Source organism: Bradyrhizobium sp. RT6a (assembly GCF_040547675.1).
Classification (GTDB): Bacteria; Pseudomonadota; Alphaproteobacteria; order Rhizobiales; family Xanthobacteraceae; genus Bradyrhizobium.
In genome coordinates, this window is record NZ_JBEPQC010000001.1 from 1545853 (window position 1) to 1564595 (window position 18743).

The following is an 18743-nucleotide window of genomic DNA, read 5'->3' on the forward strand; positions in this document are numbered from 1 at the left end:
GAGGCATGACACCGTCATACCTCGCTTCGGCGCCACCACGCTAGCGGGCCGGCCTGCGCTCGACCGGGTCGATCTCGATCGCCCGCAGGCGGCCGAGCCGCAGCACATCCATGGCCAGCCGCCGGCCGATCCGGTCGCGGTCGAGCACGCGGATCAGATCGTCGACGCCGTTGATCTCGACGCCGTCGAGGCCGATCACGACATCGCCGGACAACAAGCCCGCCTTCGCCGCCGGCCCGTCCGGCTCGATCTGCGCCAGCAGCGCGCCCATCTTGTTCTCGACGCCGGCCAGCACCGCGTGCCGCCGCGGGATCGGCGCGGTCTGGCCGGCCACGCCGATATAGGCACGACGGACATAGCCGTGGCGGATGATCTCCGACAGCACGAATTGCGCGGTGTTGCTGGCGACCGCAAAGCAGATCCCTTGCGCGCCATTGATGATCGCGGTGTTGATGCCGATCACCTCGGCATTCGACGACACCAGCGGCCCGCCGGAATTGCCGGGGTTGAGCGCAGCATCGGTCTGGATCACGTCCTCGATGGTGCGGCCGCTGACCGAGCGGATCGAGCGCCCGAGCGCCGAGACCACGCCGGCGGTGACGGTCGATTCAAAGCCAAGCGGATTGCCGATCGCGATCACGAGCTGGCCGCGCCGCAAGGTCTTGGAGTTGCCGAGCGCCGCGTAGGGCAAGTCCCGCACGCCATTGGCGCGAAGCAGCGCAAGATCGGTGTCGGGATCGACGCCTAGCACCCGGGCGTCGCCGACATGGCCCTCGACGTCGCGCAGCCGGATCTCCTTTGAGGAGCCGACCACGTGGCTGTTGGTGAGCACGAGCCCGTCCGGCGAGATCACGATGCCCGAGCCGAGCCCGCCGCGCTCGCGGCCGTTCGGCACCTTCGGTCCCGTCTCGACGCGCACGACGGCCGGACCGACACGGTCGGTCACGTCGATCACGGCATTGGAATAGGCGTCCAGCAGGGCCCGGTCATTGTCCGGGACAGCCGCCGCCGTTCGCGATGACGGTGCGTCATCGACGATGTCTGAAGTAAAATCCAACATGGCAAGAGTCCTTGAGGCTCACACAGATGGTGGCCTGCTCCGCGAGGCGCAAGGGACCCGTCCGAGGCGCAAGGCTGGACTGCCCAGGTGGCTAGGGCGCCCGTCGCAGCGTGCCTGCCCTTGCCTTGACCGGATCGAGCAGCGACCAGTCTCCCTCCGGGAGCACATAGCCCTTGGGAAATGGCGCGCGTAGTTCGAGCCCGAGCGAGCGCAGCACCCGATCGTCGCGGTAATAGCATTGCAGCACCACGCGGACGAGCGTGGCCGCAGCCGCACCTCCGGAACTGCGAAACTCCCGCGCCACCGCATCGCGCCGGGCAGCATCGAGCTCGGCGAACGGTCGGCCCGCGAGCCGCGCCAGATGGTCCAGCGCCGCCGCCACCAATTTGGCGTCACGCCCGAGCGTCGCCAGCATGTCGGCCTGGATCGCGGGGTCGTCGGCGCCGGGCACCTTGTACTCATCGCTGGCGGGAACGATCATCGCGGCGATAGCGCTGAGGTCGTCGCGCTGGTTGCGTGTCAGTTGATTGTCTGCGGACATGGCGGCCTCAATCGAACAAATTGGCGAGGCGCTGCTTCATCTGATCGGCGATGTAGAGCGCGAGGGCCTGGATGGTGGACGTTGGGTTGACCCCGCCCGAGGTGACGAAGATGCTGCCGTCAACGATGAAGAGGTTCTTCACATCGTGCGAGCGGCCCCATTCGTTGACGACGGAGCGTTCCGGGTCGGTGCCCATGCGTGCCGTGCCGAGCAGGTGCCAGCCGCCCCACGGGATCGGCGAGTTGACGCAGATGTCGCTCGCCCCCGCGGTCTCGAGAATCTCCCGCCCGCGCGCCAGCGCATGCTCCATCATCTTCCGGCTGTTCTCGCTGATCGTGTAATTGATCTTCGGCGCGGGAATGCCGTGGCCGTCCTTCAAGACCGGATCGAGCGTGACTTGGTTGTGCTCCTCCGGCAAGTCCTCGCAGATCGCGGAAAAGCCGAGCCGGTGACCGTTGAGCTTGCGGAAGATGCGGTGATGATCGGCGCCCCACGGCAGGATCCCCTTCTGTTCGCTGACGACAGCCTCGAACACCGGCCCGGCGCCGCGCACGAACTGAACGCCGTAGCCGCGGACGAAGCCGCGCGACAGGTCCGTGTCGTACCACTCCTTGCTCCACAGGCAGGTCGGCGGCGCGCGGTTGCTATCGGTCGGCTCCTTCACATAGCCGTAAATCTGTGCATAGGGATGGAACATCAGGTTCTTGCCGACGAGGCCGGACGAATTGGCAAGCCCGTCCGGAAAGCGGTTCGACGCCGAGTTCAGCAGCAGCCGCGGCGTGCCGACGCCATTGCAGGCGATGATGACGACATGCGCGGGCTGGAACTGCTCGACGCCGTCCTTGTCGTAATAGACCACGCCGGTGGCCATGCCGTTCTCGTCGGTGGTGATCTCGCGCACCCGGCAGTGCGTACGCAGTTCGACGCCGGCGCGGACCGCGTGCGGCCAGTAGGTAATGTCGGTCGAGGATTTAGCGCCTTGCGCGCAGGCCGGCGTGCAATGGCCGAGATTGATGCAGCGCGCGCGGCCCTCGTAGTCCATGGTCGCGACCGTCGTATCCGACGGCCACCAGTGCCAGCCGAGCTTGTTCATGGCTGTGCCGATGATCGCGCCCGACAATCCCATCGGCTGTGGCGGCATCGGCGGATGCGTCAGCGGTGAGAGCGGGTCGCCCGAGAGGCCGGACGTGCCCATCATCCGGTCGTTCTCTTCGAAGAACGGGGTCAGCGCGTCGTAGTCGATGGGCCAGTCGTCGGCGACGCCGTCGAGCGTCCTCACCTTGAAATCGGAAGGATGCAGCCGCGGCCAGTGCGCGGTGTACATCACCGTCGAGCCGCCGACCGCATTGTAGTTGACGACCTTGATCGGCGAATTGTCGTCGTTGATCGGATAGTCCTCGGGCCGGCCGCGGACATTCGGGCTGGACGACCACTCGCCGTAGAACTTGGCCTCCCAGTCCCGGCCCGTGCTGGGATATTCCGCCGGGTTCATCCAGCCGCCCTGCTCCAGGCAGAGAATATGCATCTTGGTCTCGGCCAGCGACCACGCCACCGCCGCGCCTGAAGCGCCGGCGCCGATGATCAGGACGTCCACGGGGTCTTTCATCGCGAAATTTTCCTCCCTTCGCCGCTTCCCGGGCGATTCGGCCTCCGCTCCGCAAGGCCGGCGAACGATAGGATCAGAGCTACGGCCGAGTAAAGCCACGAGGCCGGAATGTCGTACTTCGCGGGGCGCAGACCATTGGTATCGCCACATCCGGATGCTAGGAACAAGGCGCACGAGCCATCGATAGCGAGACCTTATGTCCTTCCGAAAATCCTTTGCCAGCGCCCGCGCTTTTGCGCTCGTCTCCTTTCTTGCCCTGTCCGGATTTCTGGGCACCTCCGGCCCCGCCTCCGCGCTGACCGCCGCCGCGACGGTCCGCGACGGCAACGCCATCCAGCTTGGCGACGTCACCTACCGCCTCGACGGCGTCGACGCACCCGAGCTGGACCAGGTCTGCATCGACGATCACGCCGATCCCTGGACTTGCGGCATCGAGGCTCGCGACCAGCTCGCCAAGCTGATTGGCAAGCGATCCGTGCGCTGCGACGATGTCGGACCGGAGAAGAGTTTTGGCAAGCGGCACCGCGCGATCTGCACGGCCGAAGGCGACAAGACCAGCTTGAACGAGCAGCTGGTCAAGCTCGGCTATGCCATCGCCCGCGAGCCGGTCAAGGCGAACGTCAAGTCGGCCGCGGCCGACGCGAAATCAACCTCGGCCGGAATCTGGAAGGGGTGCTTTGTTGCACCGCAGGAATTCCGCACCGGCAAGAAGGACGGCGCGCTCCTGGGCGCCGCCTGCCGCGCCGATCGCGACAAGGAGATTCGCGCGGTGTTGTTTCCCGAGGATCTGACGATGCCGCCGAGCTGTGGCATCAAGGGCAAGCTTGCGGTGCGCGCGCGCGTCACCGGCAATATCGGCATCTATCATTTGCGGGGCTGCCCGAGCTACCCCGCGACCACCAAGCCGGACCGCTGGTTCTGCTCGGAGGACGACGCCCAGGCTGCGGGCTTCCGCAAGGCCTACAATTGCCGACGGCCGAAATAATCAAGCCCATCACGCAGCCGTGAGCGGCAGCCGGAGACAGTATTCATCCGGAATTGAACTCTATCGGGAGTTGCTGCATTTGTAAGCGTACGCAAGCGCTTTGCGCGAGCGTTTCCTTGGCGGCAATCCGGCTCCGGCCCGATTGCTTTGCTCGGGCGTTTCCTCCCTAGACTTGGGCCGCTTGTCACAACAAGCGGCTCTTCTTTTTTGTGCGCTCCTAGCGGCGCATCGGCATGATCTGATCCATGGCCGGCATGTTCGCATTCAGATGCGCCATGATCCAGACGGTGCCGCCGACCACCAGGAACACGACCAGCAGCCCGAAAGCCAGCGCCAGCACGTTATTGGTGTTGTCGGGGCCGGTGGTGATGTGCAGGAAGAACACGAGGTGCACACCCATCTGCGCAATCGCCAGGACGATCAGCGCGACGGGAATGGAAGGTTGCCAGACCAGATCGGTGCCGGCGATGAAGAACGAGGTCGCCGTGAGCAGCAGCGCAAGCACGAGGCCGACCACATAGCCGAGGATCCTGGTGCCGACACTGTGTTGTTCTTCCTCGCCCGGCGCGAGGTCGTGTTCGGCCCGCATATGTGCCTGATCGCTCATACGCCACTCCCAAGCAAATAGACGACGGAGAAGACCCCGACCCAGACGATGTCAAGCGCATGCCAGAACAACGCAAAGCACATCATCCGGCGCAGCACGTCGGCACGAAAACCCTTTGCGAAGACCTGGGCCATCATGGTGAGGAGCCACAAGATGCCGGCCGAGACGTGGAGGCCGTGGCAGCCGACCAGCGAGAAGAACGCTGTGAGGAAGGCGCTGCGCGACGGGCCATAGCCTCGCGCGACGAGATCGGCGAACTCGCGAAACTCAATGACCAGGAAGATGAGGCCGAGCAAACACGTCACCGCCATCCCGAGATAGAACCAGAACCGGTTGCGCACATCGGCCGCGATACTCGCCATGCCACAGGTGAAGCTCGACAGCAGCAGACAGACCGTCTCGATCGCGACGTTCCGCTGCTCGAATATCTCCGAACCCTTCGGGCCGCCGGCGGTCTGGTCGGCCAGCACCGCATAGGCCGCAAAGAAGCAGGAGAACATCACGATGTCGGAGAGCAGGAAGACCCAGAAGCCATAGGCGGTCACGATGCGCTTCGGCGCCGGGCCGGGATGCTCGATGACGAGCCCGATGTGATGGGGATCGGCGTGCGCACGGCCGGCGGTCGCGGTCATTGACATCAGACTGTCCCCGCCATGCTGACGAGGCTACGCCGCTCCTCGAGGTTGACGCGGTCTATCTCCGCGACCTCCTCCGCCGGAATGACGTATTCGTCATGGTCGCGCCAGGCGAACACGACGAATGTCGCGAACGCTCCGATACCGCCCAAGATCACCATCCACCAGATGTGCCAGATCAGCGCAAAGCCCATGACCGTGGCGAAGAACGCGCAGACGAACCCGGTCGGCGAGTTCCTGGGCATCTCGATGTCCTGATACTCGGGCGTATCATGATCGAGCGATTGCTGCTTGGCATGAGCCTTCATGTCCCAATAGGCATCCTCGCCGCGCACATCGGGATTGAAAGCGAAGTTGAAAACCGGCGGCGGCGACGACGTCGCCCATTCCAGCGAGCGGCCGTCCCAGGGATCGCCGGTGCGGTCCCGCAGGGCCTCGCGGTTGCGGATGCTGACCACGATCTGCACGATCTGGCAGATCACGCCAATTGTCAGCACGGCCATGCCGACGGCTGCAACCAGCATCCAGGGCCGCCACGCCGCGACGTCATAGTGCTGCATGCGCCGTGTCATGCCGAGCATGCCAGCGACGTAGAGCGGGATGAAGGTGACGTAGAAGCCGAGGAAAGTGAACCAGAACGCGAGCTTGCCCCAGCGGTCGTTGAGGCGAAAGCCGAACGCCTTCGGGAACCAGTACTCGAATCCGGCGAAGGCGCCGAAAAGCACGCCGCCGATGATGACGTTGTGGAAATGCGCGACCAGAAACATGCTGTTGTGGAGGATGAAATCGGCCGGCGGCACCGCGACCAGCACGCCCGTCAATCCGCCGATGATGAAGGTGACCATGAAGCCTATCGACCAAAGCATCGGCGTCTCGAAGCGAATGCGTCCGCCGTACATCGTGAACAGCCAGTTGTAGATCTTCACCCCGGTCGGTATCGCGATGATCATGCTGGCGATGCCGAAGATGGCGTTGACGTCGGGGCCCGCGCCCATCGTGAAGAAGTGATGCAGCCAGACCATGAAGGAGATGACGCAGATCGCCATGGTCGCCAGCACCATCGAGCGATAGCCGAACAGCGCCTTGCCCGAGAAGGTGGAGACCACCTCGGAGAAGATGCCGAAGGCCGGCAGCACAAGGATGTAGACCTCGGGATGCCCCCAGGCCCAGATCAGGTTCATGAACATCATGACATTGCCGCCGGCCTCGTTGGTAAAGAAGTGGAAGCCGAGATAGCGGTCGAGCAGCAGCATCGCGAGGGTGGCGGTCAGAATCGGGAAGGCCGCGACGATGAGGAGGTTCGAGGCCAGCGTGGTCCAGCAGAACATCGGCATGCGCAGATAGTTCATGCCTTTGGTGCGCAGCTTCAGCACCGTCGTCACGAGATTGATGCCGGCCACCAGCGTGCCGACGCCGGAGATCTGCAGCGACCACGCGTAATAGTCGACACCGACACCCGGCGAGTAGGACAGCTCCGACAGCGGCGGAAACGCGAGCCAGCCGGTGCGGGCGAACTCGCCGATCACGAGCGAGAGATTGACCAGCAGCGCACCCGTCGCGGTCAGCCAGAAGCCGACCGAATTGAGCGTCGGGAAGGCCACGTCTCGTACGCCAAGCTGGAGCGGCACGATGAGATTCATCAGTCCGATGACGAACGGCATCGCCACGAAGAAGATCATGATGGTGCCGTGCGCGGAGAATATCTGGTTGTAGTGCTCCGGCGGCAGATAGCCCTGGGACTGGAAGGCCACCGCCTGCTGGATCCGCATCATGATGGCGTCGCTGCCGCCGCGCAGCAGCATCACCGACGCCAGCAGGATGTACATCACGCCGATCCGCTTGTGGTCGACGCTGGTGATCCATTCGTGCCAGAGATAGGGCAGATGCCCCTTCACCACGACCCACGCCAGCACGGCGAGAATGCCGACCAACACCACGCCGCCTGCGATCAGCGGTATCGGCTGGTCGAACGGAATGGCCGACCAATCGAGCTTACCGAGCATCATGGCCTCCACTGTGCGACCGGCCTGCTTCGGATGCGAGCTCCGGACCCGGTCCTGGCGGAATGTGCTGGGTCGCGATCAGGTCGAACAGGCGGGGATCGTCGAGCCGGTAAGTGGGCCTGCCCTTTTCGATGCCCTGCTGCATCAATTTCTTGTAGCTGTCCTCATTGAGGACAGCATCGCTCTTCGCCGTGGTCGCGACCCATTCCGGAAAGGCGAGCGGCGAGACCACATTGACGTCGAACATCATGTCCGGAAAGCCGTCGCCGGAGAAATGCGCCGACAGGCCCTGCAGCTTGCCTTCGTTGTCGGCGCGCAGGTTCAGCTTCGTCACCATCCCGTTCATAGTGTAGATCATGCTGCCGAGTTGCGGGATAAAGAACGTGTTCATCACGCTCGACGACGTCAGCTGGAAATTCAGTTCGGCGCCGGCCGGCACCGTCAGCGTGTTGATGGTGGCAATGCGCTGGTCCGGATAGATGAACAGCCATTTCCAGTCGAGCGAGACGGCCTGAATGCGGACCGGGCTGCCGGTGCCGGGCACCGGCGCTGCGGGATCGAGCTGGTGCGAGCCGATCCAGGCGACGCCACCGAGCAGGATCACGGTGAGCGCGGGGATCGCCCACACCACCATCTCCACCCGCCCGGAATAAACGAAGTCGGGCTGAAATTTTGCTTTGGGATTGGAGGCGCGAAACCAGAACGCGAAGGCCAGGATGGCGATGATGGTCGGTACCACGATCGCGAGCATGATGAAGACGGAATCGACCAGGATAGTGCTGTTGGCCGCAGCCACAGGCCCTTGTGGATCGAGCAGATTCATCGGCAAGCCACTGGCGGTTGGGAAGCCCCGGGACAGAGCCTAGCGTGGGAAAGGCTCCGCAACAAACGCGATCGTGCGAGGTCGGTTCCTGCGCAGCAGCAAGCCATTGGCGTGCATGTGCTTTCGCGCTGACGACGCAGCCATGCATGTTCGGCGGGACAGCGTGCATCCGATGCGACCATCAGGCGGCATGATCGGCCTTTGACCGCTGACAGCCCGTGCTATCGTAATGGAAAAGCAGGGAGAAAAACGTCATGCGTCTGAACGACAAGGTCGCCATCGTGGTCGGGGCCGGGCAAAGCCCCGGCGAAGGCATGGGCAACGGCCGCGCCACTGCGCTGACCTTCGCGCGCGAGGGCGCCAAGGTGTTGTGCGTCGATCATCATCTGGAATCGGCGCAGGAAACCGTCAGCCTGATCGCCGAGAAAAACGGCACCGCCGCGGCGTTCAGGGCCAACGTGACCAAGATCGCCGACATCAAGGCGATGGTGGCGGACGCGCAGGCGCGCTGGGGCCGGATCGACGTGCTGCACAACAATGTCGGCGTCAGCCTGGCCGGCGGCGACGCCGAGCTGCTGCAAATCACCGAGGAGGCCTTCGACCGCGTCGTCGCCATCAATCTGAAGAGCTGCATTTGGGCGGCGAAAGAGGTGATCCCGATCATGCGCGCGCAAGGAAGCGGCGCGATCATCAACATCTCCTCGATGGCGGCGATCACCACCTATCCCTACGTCGCTTACAAGGCGACGAAATCCGCGATGATCGCCTTCACCGAACAGCTCGCCTACCAGAACGCCGAATACGGCATCCGCGCCAACGTGATCCTGCCGGGCCTGATGAACACGCCGATGGCCGTCGACACCCGCGCCCGCGAATGGCACAAGACCCGCGCCGAAGTTGAAGCCGAACGCGACAGCAAGGTGCCGCTGCGCAAGAAGATGGGCACGGGTTGGGACGTCGCGAATGCCGCGCTGTTCCTGGCATCGGACGAGGCGAATTTCATCACCGGTGTGACGTTGCCGGTGGATGGCGGAGCGAGCGTGCGGAGGGGGTAGACATCCCAAGCACGCTGCTCTTCCTTCTCCCCTTGCGGGAGAAGGTGGCGCGAAGCGCCGGATGAGGGGTTTCTCTCCGCACACGCATAGAGGAGTTCTCCGATAGAACCCCTCACCCGTCTCGCCGCTGCGCGGCGAGCCACCCTCTCCCGCAAGGGGCGAGGGTGCACCTTCATCGTGGCACGCCTGTCACCCGCCAGATCGTCCCGTTGCCATCCTCCGACACCAGCAGCGATCCATCTTTCGCCACCGCAACTCCGACCGGCCGCCCCCACACCTCGGTATCGCTGACCACGAACCCCGTGACGAAATCCTCGTACTCGCCGGTCGGCTTACCGTCCTTCATCCGGATCCGGATCACCTTGTAGCCGGTGCGCTTCGAGCGGTTCCAGGAGCCGTGCTCGGCCGCGAAAGCATCGCCCTGGTATTCGGATGGAAACTGCGTGCCCTGATAGAAGGTCATGCCGAGCGAGGCCGAGTGCGGCTGCACCAGCACATCAGGCACCGTCACCTTGTCCTTGAGGTCCGGCCGCGCGCCGCCGTGGCGCGGGTCTTCATTGCCGCCGATATAGAACCATGGCCAACCGTAGAACGCGCCTTCCTTCACGCTCGTGACGTAGTCAGGCACGAGATCGTCGCCGAGGCCGTCGCGCTCGTTGGTCGAGCACCAGGGCAGCCCGGTCTGCGGCTGGATCGCAAGACCGACGCAGTTGCGGATGCCGGTGGCGTAGATCTTCCGCTCCTTGCCCTCGGGGGTAAAGGCGAGCACGGTGGCGCGTTCGGTCTCGCTCGCCCAGGCCGCACCGAGCGGCTGCGCTTTCGACCAGGCTTCCATTCCACCCGGCGGCGTGCCCATGCCCTCGGCGACATTGCTGAGCGAGCCGACCGACACCAGCATACGCTTGTTGTCCGGCGTGAAGACGATGTCCCGGGTGGAATGACCGCCGTCGTGGGGCAGGCCTGCCACGATCGTCTCCGCCTTGCCACGCGGCTTGAGATCGCCGGCCTGATAGGGAAAGCGGACGACGCTGTCGGTGTTGGCGACGTAGACCCATTGCGGATTGTCGCCGTTCGGGAAGAAGGCGATGCCGAACGGTTGCCGCAGTCCGCTGGCGAACACCTCGTTGGTCGCGGCCTTGCCGCCTTCGCCGGCGCGCAACACGCGGACGTTGCCCGCGCGCGTCTCGGCGACGAATACATCGCCGTTCGGCGCCACGCGCACGATGCGCGGGGCGCGCAGACCCTCGGCGAACAGCTCGATCTTGAAGCCGGCCGGCACCTGCAGCGCAGCCTCCGGCGGGCGCGGCACCACGCGCGACGAACTCGCAACCGACCGCGTGGCCCCGGGCCTGACCAGATCCTGCGGTCGGATCAGCCTGACTGTGCCGGGCTTGTCGGCCTGCCAATCGCCGTAGGCGTCCTTGCCTTGCAGCACCGGCTCAGCCTGTGCGCAGGTCGCGACAGCGACCAGCCACCCCGCGGACATCGCCACGAACGAAATCCTGTTCTTCACGTCGTTCCCTCCCGGCCGTTACGTCTGGCGTATCAACGCCGATCAACACGCAAACGTTCTGCGACAGGTCAAATGCCTGCCGAATCCCACGTCAGCTCATGCCCGCACGATGTGCATCAGCCGCAGCCCATCGTACTGGAAAATGCGACTGATCGGTGCGACACATTGTAAGGGCGGGACCGCCGGTCGCGGTCATCAAGCTGCGGCATTGGTGTCGCATCTGTTGGGGTGATCATGTGGGGATCCATCATATCGGAATGGGCGAGCCTGCTGCTCCGCTGGCTGCACGTGGTCGCCGCGATCGCCTGGATCGGCAGTTCCTTCTATTTCATCGCCCTCGATCTCAGCCTCAAGCGCACCAGCGATCTGCCCGACGGCGTCCAGGGCGAGGCCTGGCAGGTCCATGGCGGCGGGTTCTACCGGATCATGAAACATCTGGTCGCGCCCGCCCAGATGCCGGACGAGCTGACCTGGTTCAAATGGGAGGCCTACACCACCTGGCTATCCGGCTTCGCGCTGATGGTGGTGGTGTATTATCTCGAGGCCGATCTGTTCCTGGTCGACAAGTCGATCCTCGACCTCACGCCATTCCAGGCCGGCCTGTTCAGCCTCTGCAGCCTCGCGCTGGCATGGCTGCTCTACGAAGGCGCCTGCCGCACCGGGCTGGCGCAGCGCGAACTGCCCTTCGCCCTCGGCGGCTATCTGTTCCTGATCGCACTGACCTATGCTTTCACCCACGTGCTGAGCGGCCGCGGCGCGTTCAACCAGATCGGGGCGATCATCGGCACCATCATGGTCGCCAACGTCTTCACGCTGATCATCCCGAACCAGAAGAAGATCGTAGCCAGCCTTCTCGCAGGGCAGGCGCCCGATCCAAAGCTCGGCAAGACCAGCAAGGAGCGTTCGGTCCACAACAACTATCTGACGCTCCCCGTGGTCGTGCTGATGATCAGCAACCACTATCCCCTGCTCTACGCCACGCGTTTCAACTGGATCATCGTCGCGATCATCCTGGCGCTCGGCCCCGTGATCCGCCATTTCTTCAACGAGGGGCATGCCGGGCGCAAATCGCCGTGGTGGGTGTGGGGCGTCGCAGCGGCCGGCGTGATCGCAATTCTCTTTCTCTCGGCGGCCGGCCCGCGCGAGGTCAAGACTAGCGCGCTGTCAGCGCAGCCGACGCTTGCCAATGTCGAGGAGATCGTGATGTCCCGCTGCAGCATGTGCCACGCCGCCGAGCCGGTCTGGGCCGGCATCGTCACCGCGCCGAAGGGCATATTGCTCGACGCGCCCGAGCACATCCATCGCAACATCCGCCTGATCGGCCGCGTCGCCGCCTGGTCCAATGCGATGCCGCCGGGCAACATCACCGAAATGACCAGCGAGGAGCGCGCCATCCTCGCCGCCTATATCGAGCAGGCGCGCTGACGCCATCGCGCGTCGATATCGCGTTTCGCGGAATGAAATTTTCCGCATGTCCCGCCGATTTGAAAATGACTTGGCCGCCTATCCGGCGTAGACAGGATTTGCGGCCGCCGACGGCGGCCCAGTCAGTTTGCATTCGGGGAAAGAACAGTGGCCCTCAAGAACGTCATCGGTATCGACCACGCCGTGGTCATGGTTCAGGACCTCGACAAAGCCGCCGAAAATTACCGGCAGCTCGGCTTCACCATCTCGCCGCGCGGCACTCACAGCGCACATATGGGCACCGGCAACTACACCATCATGTTCGACCCTGACTATATGGAGCTGCTCGGCGTGCTCGCGGCGACCGAGCACAACGCGCCGGCGCGTGCCTTCCTCGACAAGCGCGGCGAAGGCATCGAGCGCATCGCCTTCACCGCGGTCGATTCCACCGCCGGCGCGGAGGAAATCCGCGCGCGTGGCCTGGAGCCGATCGGCCCGACCGATTTCGAACGGCCCGTGACGCTGCCTGATGGCACGATCTCGGCGGCGAAATTCCGCACCTTCATGTGGCCGACCGCGGAAGCGCCCGGCGGCGTGCGCATTTTCGCCTGCCAGCACAAGACGCGCGAGACGGTATGGATTCCCGAGTTGATGAAGCACGCCAATGCGGCCAAGCGGATCAAGCAGACATTGATCGCGACGCCCGAGCCCGCGAAGGAAGCCGCGCATCTGGGACGGCTGATCGACCGCGAGCCAAAGGCTGATGCCGACGGCGCGGTGACCGTGGCCTCCGGTGGCGATCGTGCCGATTTCGTTTACTTGACGCTGGAGCAGCTCGGCAAACGCTATCCCGGCGTGCCGCTCGCGGGTCTTTCCGAACGCGGTGGCGCTGCCCTGGTGCTCGCGAGCGGCGATCTCGCGGCCACCGAGAAGGCGCTTGGTTCGGCAGCGGTGCGCAGCGGGCCTGCGATCTGCGTGCCGCCGGCCAAGGCGAACGGTACCCTGCTCGCCTTTGTTGCCGGCTGATTTGAACTAATTCTTTAACAAGCGTTTACCGGGCCGCCCTAGGCTTCTGGGTTACCCGCGCCTTCAGGGGCCAAGCGCATGTTCAAAGAGAAATCGCCGATCGCCTATGACGCGCCGGCCGAACTGAAGAAGTGGCCGTCGCTCAAAGGCGAGAGGCAGAAGGATCGAGGTCCGCCCTATCTCGTCTACAACGGCACGCTCGCCGACTGCGTCCGCGAGCTCATGGGCAAGCCGATCAAGGGCATCTCGCTCTACGATATCATGACGAGGCCGCAAGCAGCGTTCGATCAGACCGTGCTGTCGCCCGGCGATGCCGCCGAGATCGCGATGCGCAAGGACTTTCCCAAAGACTAATTCGAGGCGCGCCTGCCGCCGGACTTCCCCTGCTGCCTGGACGAGGAGTCCGTCGGCGCATCCAGGAAGACCACCGGCGTGCCGCGCTTGACGTGTTCGCCCAGCGCGCGCACGTCCCAATTGGTCAGCCTGACGCAGCCATGCGAGGCGGACTTGCTGACCCTGTCGGGCTCGGCCGTTCCGTGGATGCCGTAACCCTGCGCGGACAAGCCGATCCAGTATGCTCCCACCGGATTGTTCGGGCCCGGCTGAACATCGAACGGCTGTTTCGATTTGACGCTTTTGAACTTGTAGTCAGGGTTGTAGTGATAGACCGGATTCTCGTGGGTGCTGGTGACCTTGAGCGTACCGCTCGGCGTCGGACGATCCGGACTTCCGATCGACGCGGGAAAGAATGCAATCAGGGTGCCGCCCCCGTCGAGTGCTTTCAACGTGCCGTTCTTCTTGTCGACGTCGAGCCGCGCGATCTGCGGCAGCTCTCGCCGCGCCGGAACGTTTGCAACGACGATGGTCTCTCCGACCTTGTCGAAGGCCTTGTCCGGGTTGAGCGCCCTGAGCAGATCGGCGCTCATGTGGAATTTCTCGGCAAGGCCTTCGAGCGGACTGATGTAGCTCAGCGCCTTCAGCGGCTTCATGTCGTCGAGCTTGCCGGGCAGCTCCTTCAGAAACGGGCCCTTCACATCCGCGTCCGTGATCTTGTATTCGACGAGGACAGGGCCTTCGCTCGCGGCATTCAACTTGTCCCAAAGCTCCGGTACGATCGTTTTGTCGGATGCAACGCCGTTCTGCTCGGCGAATGCCTTGAGCGCCTTCTGCGCATTCTCGCCGAGCTTGCCGTCGATCTCCCCGGGCGAGAACCGCGCACGGTCGAGCAGAATTTGAAGCTTCACGATCGCGGCGTTGAGCTTGTCGCTGGCAATTTGCTTTGCGGGACGCGAAGCATCGTTCACCGCTGCTGCATCGAGATTGCCCGCAAGCACCGGAGAAATCACCGACAGCGAAATCACCGCGCCAAGCATCCACCGCATCATCTCGCTCGTCCAATTCGCAATGCCCGCAAAATCGCGGAGAGAAGTGTTTCCCGGCGGGAACACCGTAGTAACACCTGCGCAACCTGCGAGACCGCAGCTTTGCCGCAATCGCAGGGTTAAGAACTCCTTATCGCCGGCGCACCGCTGGCCGTTCACCCACAGTTCGAGGTTGCTCCAGCAATGCGATTTGTCGTCGCGGCTTGCGCCGCGTTCATGATTCTGATGTGCGACTTCGATCCGTCGGCGTCCCGCCAAACATCAGCTTTCGACCGTGCCGTTCTTCAAAACACTCAGGCCTCGCCACTTGTTCCCGTGGTCGAGCTGTTCCTTGCAAGCGTGCAGGCCCTCGAGCTCGCCAATGCACGCGCGTCCCATGAGGAGACACCCGAGCCGCCGCGCGCGGTTGAACCCGTCGCGCAGGCGCCGGCTTCGCCGACGGAGCGCTTCTGCCACGCGCTCCGTGGAGCCGCCGAAGCCAGCGGCATTCCGGTGCCGTTCTTCGCGCGCCTGATCTGGCAGGAGAGCCGCTTCAAGTCGAACGAAGTGAGCCAGGCCGGCGCGCAAGGCGTCGCACAGTTCATGCCGGAAACGGCAGCGGAGGTCGGGCTGGATGATCCGTTCGATGCGATGAAGGCGCTGCCGGCGTCGGCGAAATTCCTGCGCAAGCTGCGCGACGATTTCGGCAATCTCGGCCTTGCCGCGGCTGCCTACAATGCAGGTCCCGGCCGGATCCAGAAATGGCTCGCCAAAGAGAGCGAGCTGCCGCGTGAGACACGCGACTATGTCCGCATCATCACCGGCACCAAGGCCGAGGACTGGACCGAGCGCGCGGAAGCCCTCGCGATCCGGATCGACCTGCCGCGCGAGGCGCCCTGCGAGGGCATCGGCAGCCTGTCCAAGACGAAAGATGTCGCCTGGGTTCCGGTGAACCTGACGCCCTCTGTCACGACCATCATTCGCAAGGCCGAGCAACTGGCGGCGCGATTGACGACCAACCGCGCACGCAAGCGGCTTGCGTCCCTGATCCGGAAGAGCACCCACGGCAAGGCACGCAGCATGATCGCCGCGCGCGCGGCGGGAAAGAGCGCGAAGGCCCGCGCCATTCGTTTTGCGGCGCGCGAACGATCTTCGGGCTGATGCGAAATCCGGAAGCCGTTCGATGGGGCGGCTTCCGGTGGTCCGCGACCTGGTCGATACGATGGCTTTCCCTTCCGCTCGACCCATCCGACGAACTACGAACGCGACGATGTATAAGTCAAAAAGATCAGCGAGCCGATGCCAAGCATGGCTGCCATGAACAGCAGCACCGCCGGCAGTCCCGCGAACGCCGCCACCGCGCCGGTGATCGACTGCATCAGCGCCGCGCCGAGGAAGAAGGCGAGGTTGATCGCCGCGAGCGCCTTGCCTGCCACTTGCGCGTCGACCAACTGCCGCGACATGCCGAACAGCAGCGGCTGCGCCGAGGTCGCCAGGCCAATGAGCACGAACAGCACGAGGTCGTATTGCGGCGGCATCACGGGAAGGCCGAGCAGCATCGAGACGGCATAGTGCGGCGCCCCTAACGCCATCAGCGCCAGCAGCAATGCGCCGGCCAGGTGCGTTCCCGCCACCAGCGCGCGGCGGCGGCCGATCCTGCGGTCGATCATGCCGATGACAAGCGGACCCGCAATCATCGCCAGCGTGAACGCGCCGAGCTGGTTGCCGGCCTCGACCCGCGACAATCCCTTGACCTGCATCAGCCATGGCCCGCCCCACAGGCCGCGCAGCACCAGCGAGGTCGCAAGCGACACCAGCGCCAGCGCGATCAGGCCGCGCAAAGGCCGCGACAGTCCGAGCCTGAGCACCTCGATCATCTGCGACAGCGGCGAGGATTCGTCCTTGTGCTCGGCCGGCTGGTTCGGCACCAGCAGGAACACCGCGAACGCCACGGCGACGCCGCCGAGCGCCGAGATCCAGAACCCGGCGCGCCAGCCGTAGGTGTCGACCACGAAGGCGAGCGGGCTCGACGACAACAGCATGCCAATATTGCCGATCGAGAGGATCGCGCCCGACCACAGCCCGAAGCGCGCGACCGACAATTGCTTGGCCGCCAAGGTCATCGGGCACATCAGCATGCCGGAGGTTGCAACGCCCAGCAGCACCTGACCGACCGCGAAGCTTTCGGGCCCCGTCGCGAACGCGGACGCGATGGCGCCGACCACGGTTCCCGCGAGCAGGCTCAGCGACACCGGCCGCACGCCAAAGCGGTCCATCGCCGCACCGACCGGGATCTGCGCGGCCGCAAACGCGAATGGGTAGACCGAGGTGAGGCTCGCCAGCGCCTGTGGCTCGATGCCGAAGTCCGCCGCCATCAAATCGAGGCTGACCGCCGGAATGGTGCGCAGCAAGGTCGACAGCATGTGCCCGCAGGCGAGCGCGATCAACGCAAGGATCAGCGCGCGGGTGGCTCCCGCGTCGTTTGTGGCGGCGGTGGTCATGGGCGTTGCGTCCCGGCAAGGTTTCGGGTGGGGTTACATGATTGGCGGGTGCATGCCAACATCGGAACGCCATGGCCGCAAAGTCATGGATGCACAAGGCAAGTGACATCATGTATCTCGGCATCGACCTCGGCACCTCTGCCGTCAAAATCATTCTGGTCGACGACGCGCAGCGCGTGGTGGCGAGCCGCAGCCGGTCGCTGACGGTGTCTTCGCCGCGTCCCGGCCATTGCGAGCAGGACCCGGCGCAGTGGATCGAAGCTACATTCGCGACGCTGGACGCGCTGAAGGCGGATCACGCGCGCGAACTGGCCGAGGTCGAGGGCATCGGCCTGTCCGGCCAGATGCACGGCGCGACGCTGCTCGATGCCGGTCACACGCCGTTGCGGCCCTGCATTCTCTGGAATGACGGACGGTCCTTTGCGGAATGCGCCGAGCTGGAGCGGCGCTGGCCCGCGTTGCGGACGACGACAGGCAACAAGGCGATGCCGGGATTCACCGCGCCAAAACTGCTGTGGGTCGCCAGGCACGAACCGGAGATCTTCGCGGCGACAAAACTCGTGCTGCAACCAAAGGCCTATCTGCGCCTGGTGCTGACGGGCGAGGCGATCGAGGATGTCTCGGACGCCTCGGGTTCGCTGTGGCTCGATGTTGCCAGCCGCGATTGGTCTGACGAGGGGCTCGCCGCGACTTCTCTCTCGCGCCGACAGATGCCGCTTCTAGTCGAGGGCTGCGCGCCGGCGGCACGGCTGCGGAGCGAGATGGCGCAGCGCTGGGGCATGACCGGGCGACCGATGATCGCCGGTGGGGCCGGCGACAATCCGGCAGGAGCCGTCGGCATCGGCGCCATGAATCCCGGCGCAGCCTTCATTTCGCTCGGAACCTCCGGCGCATTGCTGGTGCCGACCGAGACGATCGCGGCCAACCCGGAGCGGGTCGTGCACACGTTCTGTCACGCCGTCCCCGACAGGTGGATTCAAGCCGGCGCGATCCTCTCGGCGGCATCGTGCCTGGCCTGGATCGCGCGGCTGTTGGGGACATCCGAGGCCGACCTGCTGGCGCCGCTGGGGTTGCGCCCGATGGCGCCGTCGCCGGTCAGCTTCCTGCCGTACCTCTCCGGCGAACGCACCCCGCACGATGATCCGGATGTGCGCGGCATGCTGGATGGCCTCAGTCATGCCACCAATCGCGACGCGATCGTGCAAGCCGTGCTGGAAGGCGTCGCCTTCGCGCTCGCGGATTGCCGTGACGTGCTTGCCGAGACCGGACTGGCGATCGCGGAGGCGGATGTCATTGGCGGCGGCTCGCGGTCGCGGTTCTGGCTTTCGGTGCTGGCTAATGTCCTGAACATGCCCGTGCATCGCTTTGCCGACGGCGAGACCGGCGCGGCGTTTGGCGCGGCGCGGCTCGGCCGCCTCGCCGTCACCGGTGAGGCAATCGAGACCGTTTGCACCGCGCCACGGCGCGTCGAGACGTTCGAGCCTGAGCCGGCGCTCGCGCAAGCCTATGCCGAGCGGCTTGTGGAATGGCGCCGCCTGTACCGGCCGCGGCGCTGATCGCGATACGCGATGATGTGGCGAAGAAAAGGCATCGCACGCGAGATCGGTTCCGTCTGCAAAAGAT

17 protein-coding genes are annotated in these 18743 nt (G+C 64.8%); 7 read left to right on the plus strand and 10 right to left on the minus strand.

What is annotated here, in order from left to right:
• Positions 1 to 40 precede the first annotated feature (40 nt).
• From ABIC03_RS07325 to ABIC03_RS07335, 3 genes are all read right to left on the minus strand, one after another.
• Positions 41 to 1060 carry a S1C family serine protease gene (locus ABIC03_RS07325; protein ID WP_354056718.1) on the minus strand — a complete coding sequence of 340 codons (1020 nt, stop codon included), beginning with the start codon at positions 1058 to 1060 and terminating at the stop codon, positions 41 to 43.
• A 91-nt stretch (positions 1061 to 1151) separates the two neighbouring features.
• Positions 1152 to 1601 (minus strand): gluconate 2-dehydrogenase subunit 3 family protein, encoded by a 450-nt coding sequence (locus ABIC03_RS07330; RefSeq protein ID WP_354056719.1) that lies wholly within the window; start codon positions 1599 to 1601, stop codon positions 1152 to 1154.
• Between the two features lie 7 nt (positions 1602 to 1608).
• A complete protein-coding gene (locus ABIC03_RS07335; RefSeq protein ID WP_354056720.1) occupies positions 1609 to 3207 on the minus strand; it encodes a GMC family oxidoreductase in 1599 nt (532 codons plus the stop codon).
• Between the two features lie 196 nt (positions 3208 to 3403).
• Between ABIC03_RS07335 and ABIC03_RS07340 the strand changes: the two genes are divergently transcribed.
• Positions 3404 to 4192, plus strand: coding sequence for a thermonuclease family protein (locus ABIC03_RS07340; protein WP_354056721.1), 789 nt, complete (start codon positions 3404 to 3406; stop codon positions 4190 to 4192).
• 217 nt (positions 4193 to 4409) lie between these two features.
• Here the strand turns inward: ABIC03_RS07340 and cyoD are convergent, their stop codons facing one another.
• From cyoD to ABIC03_RS07360, 4 genes are read right to left on the minus strand one after another with little or no spacing between them, the layout of a single operon-like run.
• Positions 4410 to 4799: a cytochrome o ubiquinol oxidase subunit IV gene (gene cyoD / locus ABIC03_RS07345; RefSeq protein ID WP_275170373.1), complete on the minus strand. Its 390-nt coding sequence runs from the start codon at positions 4797 to 4799 to the stop codon at positions 4410 to 4412.
• Entirely contained in the window at positions 4796 to 5437 is a 642-nt protein-coding gene (locus ABIC03_RS07350) for a cytochrome (ubi)quinol oxidase subunit III (RefSeq protein ID WP_354056722.1), read from the minus strand. Before ABIC03_RS07350 ends, cyoD begins: the two co-directional genes overlap by 4 nt.
• Complete coding sequence (gene cyoB / locus ABIC03_RS07355) at positions 5437 to 7437, minus strand: cytochrome o ubiquinol oxidase subunit I (protein ID WP_354056723.1); 2001 nt, start codon at positions 7435 to 7437, stop codon at positions 5437 to 5439. Before cyoB ends, ABIC03_RS07350 begins: the two co-directional genes overlap by 1 nt.
• Positions 7427 to 8260, minus strand: a complete 834-nt coding sequence (locus tag ABIC03_RS07360; RefSeq protein ID WP_354056725.1) for a cytochrome ubiquinol oxidase subunit II family protein — start codon at positions 8258 to 8260, stop codon at positions 7427 to 7429. Before ABIC03_RS07360 ends, cyoB begins: the two co-directional genes overlap by 11 nt.
• A gap of 254 nt (positions 8261 to 8514) precedes the next feature.
• On the opposite strand from ABIC03_RS07360, the gene ABIC03_RS07365 reads away from it, so the two are divergent.
• Positions 8515 to 9315 carry an SDR family NAD(P)-dependent oxidoreductase gene (locus tag ABIC03_RS07365; protein ID WP_354056727.1) on the plus strand — a complete coding sequence of 267 codons (801 nt, stop codon included), beginning with the start codon at positions 8515 to 8517 and terminating at the stop codon, positions 9313 to 9315.
• Positions 9316 to 9487: 172 nt separating this feature from the next.
• Here the strand turns inward: ABIC03_RS07365 and ABIC03_RS07370 are convergent, their stop codons facing one another.
• A complete protein-coding gene (locus ABIC03_RS07370) occupies positions 9488 to 10828 on the minus strand; it encodes a PQQ-dependent sugar dehydrogenase (protein WP_354056729.1) in 1341 nt (446 codons plus the stop codon).
• A gap of 234 nt (positions 10829 to 11062) precedes the next feature.
• Between ABIC03_RS07370 and ABIC03_RS07375 the strand changes: the two genes are divergently transcribed.
• The 3 genes from ABIC03_RS07375 (at position 11063) to ABIC03_RS07385 (ending at position 13612) form a co-directional block, all read left to right on the plus strand.
• Positions 11063 to 12253: a urate hydroxylase PuuD gene (locus ABIC03_RS07375; RefSeq protein WP_354056731.1), complete on the plus strand. Its 1191-nt coding sequence runs from the start codon at positions 11063 to 11065 to the stop codon at positions 12251 to 12253.
• Positions 12254 to 12400: 147 nt separating this feature from the next.
• A complete protein-coding gene (locus tag ABIC03_RS07380) occupies positions 12401 to 13258 on the plus strand; it encodes a VOC family protein (protein ID WP_354056733.1) in 858 nt (285 codons plus the stop codon).
• A 78-nt stretch (positions 13259 to 13336) separates the two neighbouring features.
• The gene (locus ABIC03_RS07385; RefSeq protein ID WP_027516602.1) at positions 13337 to 13612 is read left to right on the plus strand and encodes a hypothetical protein; all 276 of its coding nucleotides are present in this window, start codon (positions 13337 to 13339) and stop codon (positions 13610 to 13612) included.
• Here ABIC03_RS07385 and ABIC03_RS07390 read toward each other — a convergent pair.
• Positions 13609 to 14643, minus strand: a complete 1035-nt coding sequence (locus ABIC03_RS07390) for a L,D-transpeptidase family protein (RefSeq protein WP_354056735.1) — start codon at positions 14641 to 14643, stop codon at positions 13609 to 13611. The two genes, ABIC03_RS07385 and ABIC03_RS07390, sit on opposite strands and share 4 nt — an antisense overlap.
• A 180-nt stretch (positions 14644 to 14823) precedes the next feature.
• On the opposite strand from ABIC03_RS07390, the gene ABIC03_RS07395 reads away from it, so the two are divergent.
• A complete protein-coding gene (locus ABIC03_RS07395) occupies positions 14824 to 15780 on the plus strand; it encodes a lytic transglycosylase domain-containing protein (RefSeq protein ID WP_354056737.1) in 957 nt (318 codons plus the stop codon).
• Positions 15781 to 15875: 95 nt separating this feature from the next.
• On the opposite strand, the gene ABIC03_RS07400 is transcribed toward ABIC03_RS07395, so the two are convergent.
• On the minus strand, positions 15876 to 17120 hold the full coding sequence (locus ABIC03_RS07400; RefSeq protein ID WP_354056739.1) for an MFS transporter: 1245 nt from the start codon (positions 17118 to 17120) through the stop codon (positions 15876 to 15878).
• Positions 17121 to 17230: 110 nt separating this feature from the next.
• Here ABIC03_RS07400 and xylB point away from each other — a divergent pair, with 110 nt between their 5' ends.
• Complete coding sequence (gene xylB, locus ABIC03_RS07405) at positions 17231 to 18676, plus strand: xylulokinase (protein ID WP_354057539.1); 1446 nt, start codon at positions 17231 to 17233, stop codon at positions 18674 to 18676.
• The last annotated feature ends 67 nt before the right edge of the window (positions 18677 to 18743 follow it).